This window comes from Aeribacillus composti, assembly GCF_007827555.1.
GTDB classification, from domain to species: domain Bacteria; phylum Bacillota; class Bacilli; order Bacillales; family Aeribacillaceae; genus Aeribacillus; species Aeribacillus composti.
On the sequence record NZ_VISS01000045.1, the window covers coordinates 1 to 15,295 of the forward strand.

Here is a 15,295-nt window from a genome sequence, read left to right on the forward strand (position 1 = left end):
TTGGTGGCCCCGATGAGGGGGATTGCGAACCTACGTTCCCAACCCCCTCATCGGGGAATTCTAAGAATTTCTCCCACAAACATTTTACTCACACTGTTTGAAGGGGACAAAAATCTATCATTTTAATCGGATATGATCATTTCCGCATCGGAAGAAATTCTCTAGTTTTCATAAAACTTGCGCTGCCGATCAGTCAGCGTCATGGTAGCGAACCACTTCTTCATAAAAAATTTTTTGCGAGTTAATGACTGGTTCGTTTTCCGACCGTTCAACATAATGATAATCGCCGTTTGCATCCTGAAAACGCGCTTTGACGTTGTCCTTTAGTTGTATGTCCAAGATGTTTTTCAAACGCTCTTTTAAACGGACATCATAAATCGGAAAAAGAATTTCAACACGTTTAATCATGTTTCTTGTCATCCAGTCAGCAGAGGATAAGAAAATTTTCTCCTCCCCAAAATGGTGAAAGTAAAAAATACGGCTATGCTCCAAAAAGCGGCCGACGATGCTTCGCACTTGAATGTTTTCGCTCACGCCTTTTATTTGCGGTCGCAAACAGCAAATTCCCCTTACGATCAAGTCAATTTTGACTCCAGCCTGCGAAGCTTCATAAAGCTTCATGATGATCGTTTTATCTGTTAAAGAATTCATTTTGGCAATAATCCGGCCTTTGCCGCTTTTCTGGTGCCATTCGATTTCTTGATTGATGAGTTTGATAAAGGTCTCCCGCATATCATATGGCGATACGGAAAAATGATTCCAATCCGGTTTTTCCGCATAACCGCTTAAATAATTAAAAAAGTTGGTTGCATCGATCCCGAATGTTTCTTCGCTTGTAAAAAAGCCAATATCCGTATACAGTTTCGCCGTGACGTCATTGTAATTTCCCGTGCTCAAATGAACGAAGCGTTGAATTTTACCCGTTCCTTCTTCCTGCCGGACGACAAGGGTAATTTTGCTGTGCGTTTTTAAATGGTGAAAGCCGTAAATAACGTGAACTCCGTGCTGTTCAAGCATTTTTGCCCAATGGATGTTGTTCTCTTCATCAAATCTTGCCTTTAATTCGACTAAAACCGTCACCTGCTTCCCGTTTTCCGCAGCTTTTGCCAATGCTTGAACGATCGGCGAATTTCCGCTTACACGATACAGCGTCTGCTTGATTGCCAACACTTGAGGGTCATCCGCTGCACTTTCAATAAATTCAACAACAGGCTGAAAGGACTCGTACGGATGGTGTAATAATAAGTCCCGTTTTAATATAGCTTCGAACAAATTTCCGTTCGGCAAGTCGAGCGGAGGTGGTGGAATGAACGAATCATGAACAAGGTGCTCAAAATCGGTCAGCAAATGGGTATAAAATGGAAATAAAAACGTTAAATCGATCGGGCCGTCCACTTCATAAACATCCATTTTTTGAATTTCCAGCACATCCATTAAATAATTTAAAACACGTTCATCTATCGTTCCTTTTTGAATTTCAAGCCTGACCGCCGCACCCCACTTCCGCTTTTTCAGCTCCTTCTCAATCACTTCCAGCAAATCCCGCGCCCCTTCTTCATCAATGGTCAAATCTGCATTCCTCGTAATGCGAAACGGTGAGACCGAAATGATGTTGTAACCGAGAAACAGTTTGTAAATAAAACTGCTGATCAAATCTTCAAGAAATACAAACTGCCTCTTTCCATCTTGATTCGGCACTTCAATGAATCGAGGCAAAACAGCAGGAACTTGAACGATCGCAAAAAAAGGGGTTTTCCGCTCTTTTTTCTTATATTGAAGCAATACGGCCAAGTTCAACGATTTATTTAAAAGCATTGGAAACGGTCTGTACGCATCGATCGCAAGAGGCGTCAAAACCGGGAAAATTTGCTCATCAAACTTTTGTTCCAAAAAGCGGAATTGTTCGCCAGTTAATTCATTAAGCTTGAGAAATTCAATCCCTTCCTCTTTTAATTCCCCCTGTACATATTCATTAAATATTGCATATTGGCGTTCGACCAATGTGTGGCATTTCGCCGAAATGGCGTTAAGCTGCTGCTTTGGCGTCATGCCGGCTTTATTTTCCGGTAAATTAAAACCAGCTTTTTCTTGATCTTTTAAACCAGCAACCCTCACCATGAAGAACTCATCTAAGTTCGAACTGAATATAGCTAAAAACTTCATCCGCTCAAGCAAAGGATTTTCAAAGTCAACGGCCTCTTGCATGACACGCTCATTAAATGCAAGCCAGCTTAATTCCCGGTTATTATAAAATTCTGGACGGCTTATATCTGGAATCAATTGTTCTTTCTTATCTTGCATAATTTCGCCCACCTTTTACCTTTCGTATGTCCATTAGACGAGTGTAAATGATAATTCGACTTGGCAGTTAAAAGCGCGTTCCATATGCTTTTTTTGCTTATTTGCTTCCTGCTCTTCAAAAGTATAATCACTGTTGCAGGCTAAAGATATTTCCATCTTTTCCCCCTCCTTTTTGTTCACCTCCAGTTCGGAAATGATTGAACGGTGTGTCGTGTTGAGGGAATAAAGGAATTTCAAAATTGCACCTAATCGCTCCAGCGATAAAATTTCTTCTTCCGTTAATAATGATTTGTAAGGAGAAATATATTTCATCAAAGTTTTTTTGGACTTAAAGGAAGCGACGCATGCGAGTTTCAACCGCATTTTATGACTGATTCCGTCAAGCGATCGATTTGTCAAAATATAAAACGTATGCTGACTGCTTGAATGATGATCGATAAATTCCCCGAATTGAACCAGCTTTGTGCTTTTAAACAAAATTTCTTTTTCCTCTTGAGTAAAAGATATAATTTTCTTTGCCTCACATTCACTGACAAATACGTAAGCAAGACGAAGGAGAAATGATGTATTCTTCAAGTTGATTTTATAATCACTGGCCAGCTTGGAAAATGTTTCGTCCGCTACTTGAGAAAAAGACCGGACGTTTAAATTGGAAAACACCTCCTCAAAAAAGACCCCTTCCCTTAAGCCTTTGCTGCTCATTGTAAAAAATGGAGCTGATACGATTTCCGTCAGCGTATAAATTGCTTCAATTGCAGGAATGATGATATCCGCGCGTTCCTTCGACAGTCCATCTAATTTTTGACGCTCCGAGACAGTCATTCCGATCAGCCATTGATTTATTTTTTTAATTTCATTCGGTTCCATTTCATATTGATGAATACCAAATAACGGGTAATTGGTTTTATTTTGATGAAGCCGTATTAGATTTCTGGCGCTGCCGCCTATCCCGATTACCGGAACATTTTTGTTTTTAAGCCATTTTTGCGAAGAAAATTCATTTCGCAAAAACGCTGTCATCTCTTTCATTTCCGATTCTTTCGGTTCGCTGTTGGCAATAAACCTTTTCTTTAATGTGAGGGCCCCAAACGGAAAACTGTATGAATGGACGAGCTCCCGATTTTTAAAATACGCAACTTCCGTGCTTGCTCCGCCTATATCAATGGTTATGCCTTCAGTTAAATATACGGAATGTATAACAGCTAAGTAGCCGTAATAGGCTTCTTCTTGGCCGGAAAGGACGCGAAAATCGAAATTCGTCTCTCTTTTTATAGCCTCTAAGACCATTTTCCGGTTTTTGGCAGATCTAATAGCTGCCGTTGCAACCCCTTTCGTTTCTGCCACTTGATGAAATTGAACGATTGGAACAAATTTTTTTAAAGAATCGATGACAACCTCGATCCCCTCGTTGGACAAATTTCCTTCGGCGTCAATATACGTAGCTAAACGGGCATTGATCTTAAAATTGTAAAGCTCTTTATATTGTCCATTTTGATCAATATGAAAAATAACGAGGCGAATGGAGTTCGATCCTAAATCTATTATGCCGATTTTTTTCTCTGTCATTTTTCCCATCCTTTTATGAAATCCAATGAGGAAAGTATGTTATTTTTTACTTATATCGTACTATTTTTCCAGTCTATTTAAAAGATTTGAATAGATATAAATAAGCAGTCAACATCCAAAAGACATTAAAACCGCAAAGCCTCCGATTGCTGGAAGCTGACTTCCATTTTTAAAGTCAGTTCTTCAAATGAATTTTGTGACAGCTGTCGTTTTACAAAAACGAAAATTCCGAAGATTCATTTTCTTTTTTTAAAAAATGTGCTATATTTGTTCCAGAAGTAAAAAAATGGTTTCCTAACCATTTAAGCTTCGACAAGGAGAGGCGGTCAATTATAGCAAGATCGCTTTGAGATTTGGGAGAAATGAATAGGCTTTAAGAAATGAACAATGTTATTGTCTCAGCAATTGCCCAATAACAAAATTTGTGAAAGCGATCGATCATCCCGATATTCATTTTTCCCTGTTTGCATCAAAAGTAAAGCGTTTTCGAAAACTTTTGAAGGAGGTATATTTGATGGAGTTTAGACCAGGATTAGAAAACGTAGTGGCAGCTGAGACAACGATTTCGTTTCTCGATGTAGAAAATGAAGAAATTGTCATTCGAGGATACGATTTAATTGAACTTGCCGAAACAAAATCATATGTCGAGGTTGCGTTTTTGCTGCTTGAAGGCAAGCTTCCGTCTGAACAAGAAAGAGCTAGATTTGAAAACGAGCTTCTAGCGAAAAGAGAGCTTCCAGACGTGCTTTACGACGTATTTTCCAAACTGCCGAAGACAACTCATCCAATGGACGCCCTGAGAACAGGCATTTCCATTTTAGCAGGATTTGACCCGCTCATTGATGACAGATCTGAACAGGCCAATAAAACGAAATCTATCAATCTTCTAGGACAGATGCCATCCATTCTTGCCAGCAGTTATCATCTACTCAATCAACAAGAAGTCATTCCACCAGATGAAAATCTCTCCTACAGTGCAAATTTTTTATATATGATTACAGGAAAAAAACCGACTGAACTTGAAACGAAAATATTCGACCGCTCGCTCATCGCTTATATCGAACATGAAATGCCAAACTCTACATTTGCCGCTCGCGTCATATCGTCTACACATGCAGATTTGTATGGCGCTCTCGCCGGTGCGGTTTCCTCATTGAAAGGACACCTGCATGGCGGAGCCAATGAAGCGGTGATGTATTTAATTGAAGAAGCAGGTACAAAGGAAAATTTTGAACGATTGATTAAACAAAAATTAGCAAATAAAGAACGGATCATGGGATTTGGCCATCGCGTCTATATGAAAAAAATGGATCCAAGAGCATTGCTTATGAAAAAAGCATTGCAGCAGCTGTCCGAACAACGGGGCGATTTTCGATTGCTTGAAATATGCGAAGCCGGGGAAACCATTATGAGAGAGGAAAAAGGATTGTATCCGAACCTCGATTATTATGCAGCTCCTGTCTATTACATGCTCGGCATTCCGATTGATTTATATACTCCTATTTTCTTCAGTGCTCGAACAGCAGGTCTGTGCGCCCATGTGATCGAACAGCATAATAACAACCGTTTGTTCCGTCCGCGCGTGAAATATACAGGAAAACGCTCTTTGAAAGTACAACAGTAATGGATAGCTTAGGAGGTTGTAAAAATGGCAGAAGTACTAGTAAAAAATAATGAAAATCGACAAACAGACAAACTGCTTGAAGAAATTGCCGATTATGTTCTAAATAAAGAAATTCAAAGTAAAGAAGCGTTTGAAACCGCCCGCTATGTGTTGTTAGACACGCTGGGCTGCGGCATACTTGCTCTTCGCTACCCTGAATGCACAAAGCTTTTAGGCCCGATCGTTCCGGGGACGGTTGTTCCAAACGGGTGCCGCGTCCCTGGCACTTCATATGTATTAGACCCCGTGCACGGTGCATTTAACATCGGCTGCATGATTCGCTGGCTCGATTATAATGACACTTGGCTTGCAGCGGAATGGGGTCACCCTTCTGATAACTTGGGGGGAATTTTAGCTGCGGCCGACTACATAAGCCGAACGAATGTGGCAGAAGGGAAAAAGCCGCTCAATATGAGGACAGTTCTTGAAGCGATCATAAAAGCCCACGAAATTCAAGGGGTGCTGGCACTTGAAAACAGCCTGAACAGAGTCGGGCTTGACCACGTGCTGTTCGTAAAGGTTGCTTCAACTGCTGTCGTTACGAAGCTTCTTGGCGGCGGAAAAGATGAAATCATCAACGCCCTTTCCAATGCCTGGATTGACAATTCAAGTCTTCGGACATATCGACATGCTCCAAATACTGGTTCTCGCAAGTCGTGGGCGGCTGGCGATGCAACAAGCCGCGCTGTACGTCTTGCATTTATGGCCATAAAAGGTGAAATGGGATATCCTTCTGCCCTATCGGCTCCGAACTGGGGATTTGAAGACGTGCTGTTCCGAGGACAGAGACTGAAGCTCGCCCGTCCTTTGGAATCATACGTAATCGAGAATATTTTATTTAAAATATCATATCCAGCAGAGTTTCATGGGCAAACAGCTGCTGAATGCGCCATTGAGCTTCATCCTGAAGTAAAAGATCGCCTTGATGAGATCGAAGAAATCACGATCACGACGCATGAATCAGCCATTCGCATCATCGACAAAACGGGACCTCTTCTCAACCCGGCTGATCGTGATCATTGCCTTCAATATATTACTGCCATCGGTCTTATTTATGGCGATTTAACAGCGGATCATTACGAAGATGAAATCGCACAAGACCCGAGAATCGATGCGCTTCGTGAAAAAATGACAGTTGTGGAAAATAAACAGTTCAGCAAAGATTATCTCGATCCGGACAAACGGTCAATTGCAAACGCAGTTCAAATACGGTTTAAAGACGGAACGGAAACGCGCCAAGTTGTGCGGGAATATCCAATCGGCCACAGATTCCGCCGTCAAGAAGGTCTGCCTAAGCTGATCCAAAAATATGAAAACAATTTGGCAACACGGTTCCCAAACAAGCAGCTCAAGCAAATCTTAGACGTTTCGCTTGACCAGAACGTGCTGGAAGAGATGTTTGTACATGAGTTTGTAAACTTATTTGTTATATAAATCCGGGGCAGATCACACGTTGTTTTGCATCAGATGCATGTTACTTTGGCGCAATTTCATTGTTTGGCAAGAAAAAACATGTTATAAACCTTGTAAGACATTTGAGATAACTATATCGAGCTGGTGGCAATCGGCCACACCGAAAAATGTTCTGTAAAGCGAAAATTTTTTGGGCAGTCAAAAAGAACGAAAGAATCGATTTTGTAGCAAATGACGGAAGCTAACAGACAAAAGATCAGGGTACAAAACAGACCGTAAGCGAAGCGTGGATACAGGGCGGCACCCTCGAGTAGACTTGACGAGCTAAGCAAAGGCAGCGCTCGTTTAATGAAAAACGCGGCTTGCCTCTAGAAACGTAATTAATGGTTCTGTAAAGCTAAGATGAAATGACAGAAAAGAAGGTGATTCCATGGTTTGGATCGTTGAAAAAGAATCGACACAAGAGGAGTTGGCCGATCGGTTTCGAACGTTAATGAACGCACCGGAAATCCTTCAAATTCCTGGAGCCCATGATGGAATGGCTGCACTTATAGCGAGAAAAGCAGGATTTCAAGCGCTTTATTTGTCAGGCGCCGCCTATACCGCGAGCCAAGGGCTTCCTGACTTGGGCATCGTCTCGTCAGAAGAGGTTGCCCGCCGGGCGCGGGAAATCGTGCGGGCGGCTGATCTGCCGCTTCTCGTTGACATTGATACCGGTTTCGGCGGTGTTTTGAATGCCGCCCGAACAGCTAAAGAAATGGCAGAAGCACGAGTAGCTGCTGTCCAAATCGAAGATCAAGATCTTCCGAAAAAATGCGGACATTTAAACGGCAAAAAGCTTGTGTCTGTAGAGGAGATGATGCTAAAAATTAAAGCTATTAAACAGGCAGCGCCGACTCTTGTCGTTGTTGCCAGAACGGATGCCTATGCAGTTGAAGGAATTGAAAGCGCCATTGAACGCGCCAAAAGATATGTTGAAGCGGGAGCAGACGCTATTTTTCCTGAGGCTCTTTCAACAAAAGAAGACTTTTTAAAGGTGAGCCGGGCAATTTCAGCTCCTCTTCTCGCAAACATGACAGAGTTTGGAAAAACTCCTTACTATACAGCAGAAGAATTTTCGGAACTCGGCTATTCAATGGTGATTTATCCTGTTTCATCTCTTCGCGCCGCCGCTAAAGCGTATGAACGCCTATTCCAAACCATTAAATCGTCTGGAACTCAAAAAAGCGAGCTCGAGAATATGCAAACTCGCAAGGAACTTTATGAAGTGATTCATTACGATGATTTCGAAGCGCTCGACCAAACGATTGCAAAAACAGTATTGCCTGAAGATTAACCATCCACGGGGTTTGCCCCGTGGATGAAAAAGTATTTACCGGAAAAAATAGTAGCTGCTCACATTTCTGATTCATAAAACTTTTTAATCCCACAATCCTTTTTTCGTGTCCTTCCATTCCCATTGCTCCAAAATCGTTGTTGTTCTTGAACCCCATCCTTCCAATGCTTCATTAGCAAACTCTCTCTGTATATAAAAGTACTGTCTGTTATGCTCGCTTAAATAAATCTCGCCCGTTCTCGTCTGCTCTACATTTTCATAATGAAAGGAACGGAGAGACCAATCAGGTATATTTCTTTTCTCTTCTTCTTCCGCTGATAAAACTTTATAAGAAACATTTCCCAGCAATTCATCTGTAATGTAATTTTCCGCCTCTCCTAAAGATGTCCCTTTTGGAAAAAACATGACATCAACTTCCCCATATTTTTCATTCACCGCTATCAGCTTTGCTCCGATCAAATTTTTTTCTTCAATATATTCTGCCTGCCAACGATCCGGAATATATGTGGTAAAAGGTAGTTGCTTTATGTTTACGAGGTGATACAGCTCCTTTTCTTCCATTCCTTCCAATGAAATTGTCATTTCGATCGATTCAGGTCGGTTGATATCTCCTTTTTCTTCTTCCTTTTCTGCATTTTGAGATTGTTGGGGAGACATTAGTATGCTTTGTTGATCTGAATGCTGGCCGCCTTCTTTCGTCTCATTTGTTTGAAAAGGAGGAAAAATCATTAGAAGGATGCATACAGCTGCTGCGGCCGCAAATGAGAATACAAGCTGAAGCTTGCTAGCGGCTTTTTTCCTTCTCTCTTTATTTCTAGCTAATTCAATTCCGGCTAAAGCTTTTTGAAAACTTTTTTCTTTAAATTCATCTGTCGGTTCTATATAAAAGTGATGAAAAAGCTGTTTTATTGACTCTTCATGCTTTTCGCTATTCGGCGGTACGAGTTGTTTTTTCATGATCATTCACCTCGCTTTTTAAATGGGCTGACAATTTCTTTTTAGCCCTTGTTTGCAGCGATTTAACCGCCATAACCGTTTTCGACATTACCTTGGCTGTTTCTTTTATAGACATTCCTTCAAAAAATCTTAAATAAAGGACCGTCTTTTCATCCGAGGACAATTTTTCCATACTGGCCATGATCTGTTCTCTGAGCGAATATTCCAGAATATTTTGTTCTACTAAATGTTTATCCTGTTTATGCCCTAAGTCCTCGGGGCTTAAATAGACTGTGTTATTTTCTTTTTTATACTTGCGATGGTAATCGATAACAACCCGCCTTCCAATTGTAAACAGCCAAGTTTTAAAGCTTGATCTTCCTTGAAAGTTCGCTAAATGAACCGCCATTTTATACATGACATCTTGAGCAATTTCTTCTGACCGATGATAATCCCCCGTCTGCATATATGCATAGCGGAGCACTTGGCCAATGTAGCGGTCATGAAGCTCCCGGAAGGCTGAATCGTCCCCCTCTAAAGCCTTTTGAACCAAATCTTCATCTCGCATGCCGAGGTGCACCTCTCTTTCTCGTACAATCAATTAGACGAAATGCTGGAGAAAAAGTATCGAATCATGCAGATTCTAGTTGCAGAAATAGATTGGAGGAATTCCCATTTTCTCACAAAAAGCAAGAACTCAAATTTTGGAGCTTTTTAGATGGAAAATTTTTGTAAAATAAACCAACGATCTGCCCTGCATTAGTGGATCGTTGGCTTATTATATGGGAAGTAGCTGAAATGTAAGACGCTTTCTCCACAGAAGCTCAACCTTTGAAAATAGTAATCTAAAAACAACGATCATTGAAATTTTAATGATCTCTCTTGCATTTCTAATTTATATACAAGCCGATTTTCCAACCCCTTCTTTTGGTAGATGTTCCTAAATGGATTGTAAGCGTTTCATCAATGAATCCCGAAAGCTTTCCGATAGTTCGTCCACACGAAGAATTTGTTCAATTCCTTCTTTATTTGTTTTATCATGAAACATGATTTGATTCGCAAAAGAAACCGTTATGTTTAGCGGATGTTTTTCAATGAGCTGCAAGCTTGATTGTGTCTCCACCCAGCCTTCTTTCAGCACCCGAAAATAAAAACCGGTATAACCAGTATTTTGAACACGAAGCGGCAAGTCATTCACCCTGTGCTTTTTGGCAATCTTATGGCATGGCTGCCGAGGCTGGCTAACTTGCACAACCGCTTCCCCTAATTGGAACGTATCCCCGATGCAAACTTCTGTTTCCAACAAGCCTTTTACTGTCAAATTTTCACCAAATGCCACCACATCCAGCTTTCTTTCAAGCTCATGCTCCCAATAGGCATAATGATCATACGGATAAACGCATACCGCTTTATCTCTACCGCCATGATGAACAAGATCTGCCTGACCATCGCCTGAAAAATTAAGAAATGACAAAAAAACCGGTCCATCAACAGGCTGCTTTTGAATTCCAGTGACGAATTCTTTGCCGTTATATATGAAATTTTTCGGTTTTCCTACATTTATAGAAATAATTTCATAAGTTTTTGCTTCCATTTTGATCAACTCCATTAATTCTTTAAGATCTTCCAACTTCGTTTGGGAGCAGCAATAGATTATCGTTAAGCGGCAAGTCTGCAGTTTGTATGATTTTCAAAAAATCATACAGGATAAAAAAATCTATTCCAGTGCTGTAACCTCCTAAAATGGTTAAAAAGCTGAATTGGGAACAACAAAACAAAAACTAGCATAGTTTATAGTGAGCTTTTTTATTGTCTACTAGATAGATTGATGCGCTCTTTTTGAAGAAACTTCCATTTTGTCTATTTTTTATTCATAATAAACTCGTTGATGAGACGCTTCACTTTTTCAGCAGATTGTTGAAATAACTCTTTTTCCTTTTGTTCGATTTCCCATTCAAGGATGCTTTGGATGCCTGTATGATTCACTGCTAGAGGTACACCTAAACTAATGCCAGAAACGTCGTATTCTCCGTTTAATACCGCAGAACCGATTGCTGTCGACGTTTTTGGTTGAAGCAGCTGATCAATCAGCCTTTCCATACCGACGGCAGACGTCCACCCGGTTGTTCGGTTTATGCCTAGGTCATTGAAGTTTCGAAACCAATTTGTCAGCTTTTCTTTAACTTGAATTTTCTGATCTTCTGATAAAAGCAGCGGCTTATAGTTTACTTTGACTTGGCTGAAAAGCGGAACTTGTGTTTCTCCGTGCTCACCTATAACAGGGCTTGATACTTTATCATTCTCGTGTAGCTTTAGAACTCGGCGAAGCGCCCATTCAAACCTGTAGGAGTCATTCATGGTGTATCCGATTAATTTTTTCTTATCAAATTGAAACGTATGAACTAAATAGTAATTCAGAACATCGACTGGATTGGAAGCGGTGATAATCAAAGCGTTTGGGGCATGTTTTGCGACGGCTTCTCCGATTTGACGAAACAATTGCAAGTTTCCTTCTAAAAACTCATCTCTAGAAGAAATATCGGTTCGGTTTGGGATGGCTGCCGTAATGATGACGATATTAGAGTGCTTTAAATCGTGAAAAGTCCCTTTATAAATCGTTTTGGACGGATAAGCATTTTCCAAATCCATTAAATGATTGAGCAGCAGCTTTTCATTTTGATCGATGAGACAAATTTCATCGATCGCTTTTTTCCCTGCTAATTTGAAAGCGATGGCGGCTCCAAGAGTTCCTGCTCCGCCAATGATCGTAATTTTGCACATTTTCTTTTCCCCCTTTGCAGCCGTTAAGATTCCTCTCCACGTCAAACAGGCAGCATGACCCGTTTTGACATTGAATACACAAATTTCCCCGTCTTGTCAATGGATCATCTCTGAAAAAGTGCACCGTTTTAAAACAAGCTCGTCTCTTTTTGACTAAAATTACAAAGTCAGGCACTACTGATTTTGAAGACCACGGACGATATTATGGTATTTTCCGCAAAAGTCGAATTAAATCTTGAATTTCTTCTTCTGTAAATGCGTTGAATTTGGAACGCATATATTGAATCAAGTCCTGTTGAACCGCTATGATGGTTTCTTCTCCTTTTTTTGTTAAAGAGATTTGGACAATTCGGCGGTCCTTCTTTGATCTATTCCGTTCGATGTAGCCTTTTTCGATTAGCTGATCAGTAATACCTGTGAGGAAACTGGGAGATATATCAGATTCTTGGGAAATGGTAGATAGTTTTTGAGGGCCGTTTTTCAGCAAAAACTTCATAATAAAAAATTCATTTCTTGACAAGCCATATTTTTTCCCCATTGTATAAAAATTTCGCAAATCACGAAAAATCCTTATAAATTCGTTCTCTAATTCCGTCATGGAGGAGGATGTCGGATTCATAATATTACTTTCCCTTCCTTTCACATATATAAAGGGTGTCCTCTGCCGGACATCCCCGTTTCATTCATTATATCTTTGTTTATAACTCTTGGGAAGATGCTTCGGTTTTAACTTTTGCTGCTTCGAACGAGCTTTCCTGGAGCGTTTTCTTTGGTGTTTTTAAGAAAAAGGAAAGAACTAGCGCGATGAATGCCAAAACGGTCGCAATGTAAAATGCATCGTTGATCCCTTCGATGGTTGATTGCTGCAATGCCTGCCCTAAAAGTGCCTGAGCACCAATAGTTTGACCAGCATGTGCAGAAAGTCCGGCTGATTGAGCCATACTGCTGCCAAGTGCTTGCAGCTGATTCATCAACATTGGATCAGTTTTTGAAACAAGATTCGTATAATCTGATAAATGATTTGTTGATTGCTGTGTCATAACCGTTACTAATAATGCGGTTCCAATAGATCCAGCCACTTGGCGTATCGTATTCGACATGGCTGTTCCGTGGGAAATCATCTTTAATGGCAGCTGATTCATACCGGCAGTCATGATCGGCATCATGATCAATGACATTCCGAAAGACCGCAGCATATATATTCCTAATAAGGCTGTGTAGGGCGTATCGGCCGTCAGCTGCGTGAATTCATATGTTCCATATGTTGTAATGGCCAAACCGACAATTGCTAATCCTCTTACACCATATCGATCGAAAATTTTTCCTGCTATCGGCCCCATTAATCCCATGATCATTGCTCCTGGAAGCAATAATAAACCCGATTCAATCGGTGTAAAACCGCGAATATTTTGTAAATAAATCGGGAGAAGCAGCATTCCTCCAAATAATGCCATAGTAACAATCGAGTTGATAATTAATGTGAACGTAAAGAGGTTGTACTTAAATACTCTTAGTTCAAGCAGAGGTTTTTCCACATTCAATTGTCTTACGGCAAAGAAAATTAAAAAAACAACTCCGACCATTAAGCTGATGATAACTTCCGCGCTTGACCATCCTTTGCTTCCAGCCTCGCTAAACCCGTATAAAATGCCGCCGAATCCAATACTTGAATAAACAATCCCTTGGATATCAAACGTCGGGCGAGTTAATTCTTTTTCTAAACGGAACCAAATAAAGGCGAAAAAGATATCAATTAAACCGATCAAAGCCATCGCGTAGAACAAAAAATGCCAATCATAATTTTGCACAACCCATCCTGAGAGTGTCGGACCAATTGCAGGAGCCAGAATCATGGCAATCCCCATCGTCCCCATGGCTGTTCCTCTTTTTTCAGGAGGAAAAACAGTCAAAAAAATGTTCATGCCAAGCGGCATTAAAATTCCTGCACCAATCGCCTGAATAATTCTGCCAATCATCACCAATGGAAATGTTGCTGATACGGCACAAACGAGCGATCCAATTGTAAACGAGATCATCGCTGTAATAAACAGCTTGCGAAAACCGAAATTTTCAACTAAAAATGCGCTGATCGGTATTAAAATTCCGTTTGCAAGCATAAAGCCTGTCATCAGCCATTGTGCTGTTGTCGCATTGACATTTAAATCCGTCATCATGACCGGAAGCGCTACATTTAAAATTGTTTGGTTCAAAATCGCAATGAACATTCCAAACATTAAAACGAACAGCACTTTTCCAACCGGCACTTCCTTATCAAGTGCTTCCTCTTTTTTTGTATGCCAGTTTTTCTTTCTGACAAGGAAAACATTCATGACGATCAGCACAATCAGAGTGAAAAACGTATAACTGATGATAAACGGCATGCTTCCACCTCCTTCAGTTTATATGGTTAAATCATTTATTTATGGATGCGTACTTTTGCATTCATTCCCGGCATAATTCCTAGCCCTTTTGCATCCGCAATAGATATTTTCACAGGAATCACCTGTGTTACTTTCGTATAGTTTGCGTCCGCATTTTCACTTGGAAGCAATGAGAAGACGCTAGCTGTTGCTTTTCCGATTTGCTCTACTTTTCCCGAAAGTTTAGACTCGCTGTACCCGTCGATGTAAATATCAACATCTTGACCAACTTTTACATCCCCAATAATGGTTTCTTTAATATTGGCAGTGATCCATAAATGATCGAAATCATATGCATATGCCAAAGGGGTACCAGCTGCCACAAATGAATTTTCTACCGCATTTGTTTGGACAATCGTTCCGGACTGGGGCATTTGAATGCTGACAGGTTCATCCTCCCCAGGTACGGCTAATTTTCCAATGACTTTATCTTTCTGAAATTGTGCTCCAACCTTTCCATCAAATTTTGTCAAGACTCCGGAAGCAGGGGCGGCGATCACTAATTGCTGTCCGTCCACTTTTGCGTAATCTGTTTTAATATAGTTGACCGACTCATTGTAATAATAGAATCCGGCAAAACCTCCTAAAACCAAAACAACGAGAACAACAATATTTAATATGACCAACTTTTTCACATTCATTTTTTATCCCCCTTACAAAAAAAATATTCATTAAATAAATATTTCATTTTGTGAAATATTTATAAACTGCATTATTTATCATATGACAATCGTTTATCCGAGTCAATGTTTTTCGTGTACCGAAATATATATATAAAAATGACGGGGCTGTCCAAAAAGTCAGGGTAACTGACTTTTTGGAGCCCCTCATTTTTTCACTTTTTAAAAAAAATGCACAAAAAAATCGTCCTTTCTAGTA

At 40.4% G+C, this 15,295-nt stretch carries 12 protein-coding genes; 3 read left to right on the forward strand and 9 right to left on the reverse strand.

Annotated elements, in window-relative coordinates; genetic code table 11:
- Nucleotides 1-189: 189 nt before the first annotated feature.
- Nucleotides 190-2,301 carry an RNA degradosome polyphosphate kinase gene (locus tag FB379_RS17210; protein WP_144598498.1) on the reverse strand — a complete coding sequence of 704 codons (2,112 nt, stop codon included), beginning with the start codon at nt 2,299-2,301 and terminating at the stop codon, nt 190-192.
- 33 nt (nt 2,302-2,334) lie between these two features.
- The gene (gene ppx / locus FB379_RS17215) at nt 2,335-3,867 is read right to left on the reverse strand and encodes an exopolyphosphatase (protein ID WP_158640217.1); all 1,533 of its coding nucleotides are present in this window, start codon (nt 3,865-3,867) and stop codon (nt 2,335-2,337) included.
- Nucleotides 3,868-4,381: 514 nt separating this feature from the next.
- Here ppx and mmgD point away from each other — a divergent pair.
- The 3 genes from mmgD to prpB all read left to right on the forward strand — a co-directional run bounded on the left by mmgD (nt 4,382) and on the right by prpB (nt 8,279).
- On the forward strand, nt 4,382-5,491 hold the full coding sequence (mmgD, locus tag FB379_RS17220; RefSeq protein WP_063389557.1) for a citrate synthase: 1,110 nt from the start codon (nt 4,382-4,384) through the stop codon (nt 5,489-5,491).
- A 24-nt stretch (nt 5,492-5,515) separates the two neighbouring features.
- On the forward strand, nt 5,516-6,964 hold the full coding sequence (locus FB379_RS17225; RefSeq protein WP_144598500.1) for a bifunctional 2-methylcitrate dehydratase/aconitate hydratase: 1,449 nt from the start codon (nt 5,516-5,518) through the stop codon (nt 6,962-6,964).
- Nucleotides 6,965-7,373: 409 nt separating this feature from the next.
- Nucleotides 7,374-8,279, forward strand: coding sequence for a methylisocitrate lyase (prpB, locus tag FB379_RS17230; protein ID WP_144598501.1), 906 nt, complete (start codon nt 7,374-7,376; stop codon nt 8,277-8,279).
- Between the two features lie 84 nt (nt 8,280-8,363).
- Here the strand turns inward: prpB and FB379_RS17235 are convergent, their stop codons facing one another.
- The 7 genes from FB379_RS17235 to FB379_RS17265 all read right to left on the reverse strand — a co-directional run bounded on the left by FB379_RS17235 (nt 8,364) and on the right by FB379_RS17265 (nt 15,057).
- Complete coding sequence (locus FB379_RS17235) at nt 8,364-9,236, reverse strand: hypothetical protein (protein WP_144598502.1); 873 nt, start codon at nt 9,234-9,236, stop codon at nt 8,364-8,366.
- Nucleotides 9,208-9,783, reverse strand: a complete 576-nt coding sequence (locus FB379_RS17240) for an RNA polymerase sigma factor (protein WP_144598503.1) — start codon at nt 9,781-9,783, stop codon at nt 9,208-9,210. Before FB379_RS17240 ends, FB379_RS17235 begins: the two co-directional genes overlap by 29 nt.
- 372 nt (nt 9,784-10,155) lie before the next feature.
- Entirely contained in the window at nt 10,156-10,809 is a 654-nt protein-coding gene (locus tag FB379_RS17245) for an MOSC domain-containing protein (protein WP_063389562.1), read from the reverse strand.
- Nucleotides 10,810-11,075: 266 nt separating this feature from the next.
- Nucleotides 11,076-11,996: a malate dehydrogenase gene (locus tag FB379_RS17250; RefSeq protein WP_063389563.1), complete on the reverse strand. Its 921-nt coding sequence runs from the start codon at nt 11,994-11,996 to the stop codon at nt 11,076-11,078.
- Between the two features lie 202 nt (nt 11,997-12,198).
- A complete protein-coding gene (locus FB379_RS17255; protein WP_082829330.1) occupies nt 12,199-12,615 on the reverse strand; it encodes a MarR family winged helix-turn-helix transcriptional regulator in 417 nt (138 codons plus the stop codon).
- Between the two features lie 79 nt (nt 12,616-12,694).
- The gene (locus FB379_RS17260) at nt 12,695-14,326 is read right to left on the reverse strand and encodes a DHA2 family efflux MFS transporter permease subunit (RefSeq protein WP_422386936.1); all 1,632 of its coding nucleotides are present in this window, start codon (nt 14,324-14,326) and stop codon (nt 12,695-12,697) included.
- 86 nt (nt 14,327-14,412) lie between these two features.
- Nucleotides 14,413-15,057: an HlyD family secretion protein gene (locus FB379_RS17265; protein ID WP_063389565.1), complete on the reverse strand. Its 645-nt coding sequence runs from the start codon at nt 15,055-15,057 to the stop codon at nt 14,413-14,415.
- Nucleotides 15,058-15,295 lie beyond the last annotated feature (238 nt).

What these genes read in the sequence shown, in the direction of transcription:
- FB379_RS17210 (WP_144598498.1), bottom strand. Translation starts at nt 2,301, where the DNA reads ATGCAAGATAAGAAAGAACAATTGATTCCAGATATAAGCCGTCCAGAA.
- ppx (WP_158640217.1), bottom strand. Translation starts at nt 3,867, where the DNA reads ATGACAGAGAAAAAAATCGGCATAATAGATTTAGGATCGAACTCCATT.
- mmgD (WP_063389557.1), top strand. Translation starts at nt 4,382, where the DNA reads ATGGAGTTTAGACCAGGATTAGAAAACGTAGTGGCAGCTGAGACAACG.
- FB379_RS17225 (WP_144598500.1), top strand. Translation starts at nt 5,516, where the DNA reads ATGGCAGAAGTACTAGTAAAAAATAATGAAAATCGACAAACAGACAAA.
- prpB (WP_144598501.1), top strand. Translation starts at nt 7,374, where the DNA reads ATGGTTTGGATCGTTGAAAAAGAATCGACACAAGAGGAGTTGGCCGAT.
- FB379_RS17235 (WP_144598502.1), bottom strand. Translation starts at nt 9,236, where the DNA reads ATGAAAAAACAACTCGTACCGCCGAATAGCGAAAAGCATGAAGAGTCA.
- FB379_RS17240 (WP_144598503.1), bottom strand. Translation starts at nt 9,783, where the DNA reads ATGCGAGATGAAGATTTGGTTCAAAAGGCTTTAGAGGGGGACGATTCA.
- FB379_RS17245 (WP_063389562.1), bottom strand. Translation starts at nt 10,809, where the DNA reads ATGGAAGCAAAAACTTATGAAATTATTTCTATAAATGTAGGAAAACCG.
- FB379_RS17250 (WP_063389563.1), bottom strand. Translation starts at nt 11,996, where the DNA reads ATGTGCAAAATTACGATCATTGGCGGAGCAGGAACTCTTGGAGCCGCC.
- FB379_RS17255 (WP_082829330.1), bottom strand. Translation starts at nt 12,615, where the DNA reads ATGAATCCGACATCCTCCTCCATGACGGAATTAGAGAACGAATTTATA.
- FB379_RS17260 (WP_422386936.1), bottom strand. Translation starts at nt 14,326, where the DNA reads ATGAATGTTTTCCTTGTCAGAAAGAAAAACTGGCATACAAAAAAAGAG.
- FB379_RS17265 (WP_063389565.1), bottom strand. Translation starts at nt 15,057, where the DNA reads ATGAATGTGAAAAAGTTGGTCATATTAAATATTGTTGTTCTCGTTGTT.